Annotated in this window: 1 protein-coding gene; it reads left to right on the top strand. The window is 75.8% G+C overall.

Annotated features, from left to right (window positions below):
- A partial coding sequence (locus CCN72_RS39420) for an ACP S-malonyltransferase (protein WP_158101479.1) occupies positions 1-664 on the top strand: 664 nt, incomplete at both ends.

Below are 664 nucleotides of genomic sequence, written 5' to 3'. Positions count from 1 at the left end.
CAGGACTCCCCGCACCTCGTCCAGGGCGTCCAGAGCGAGGAACGCCTCGGATACGTCCTGCCCGACCCGGCCGGCCTCTGGCGTCGAGCGACCCGTGAACTCCTCGACTCCTCCCCGGTGTTCGCCGAGCAGCTCGACGCCTGTCTGACCGCGCTCGGCCCGCATCTGCGGATCGGGGACGTACGTGCCCAGTGGGCCGACTCCGCGAGCGTGCCGTCCGGCACCACCGAACCGGCCGCCCGCTGTGCGCTGTTCGCGGTGACGGTGGCGCTGGTGCGCACCTGGCGCAAGCTGGGCGTCCGCGTGGACGCCTTCGCCGGCGACCCGGTGCACGGCCCGGCGGCCGCCTGTCTCGCGGGCGCTCTCGGCCTGGACGCCGCCGCCCGCGCCGCCGCCCTGGGCGAGGAGCCCGACCCGGCCCAGCCGACCTGGCTGTGGCTGCGCACCCCCGCCGGCCAGGGCCCGGACGACACCGGCGACGGTGTCACCTACGTCGAACTGCTGCCCGGCGGCTCGGTCCTCACCGGCCTGCTGCACGCCTACGTCAACGGCGCCGACGTCGACTGGACCGCGGTGGGCGCCCCCCTGCCGCCCGCCGAGCCCTTCGATCTGCCGACCTACGCCTTCCAGCACGACCGTTACTGGCTCGGCGCCCCGGAGCGGA

The sequence above is a fragment of the Streptomyces murinus genome (genome assembly GCF_002154555.1).
Lineage (GTDB): Bacteria > Actinomycetota > Actinomycetes > Streptomycetales > Streptomycetaceae > Streptomyces > Streptomyces murinus.
The sequence above is the reverse complement of the archived record's forward strand: the minus strand, read 5'-3'. Positions and strand labels throughout refer to the sequence as shown.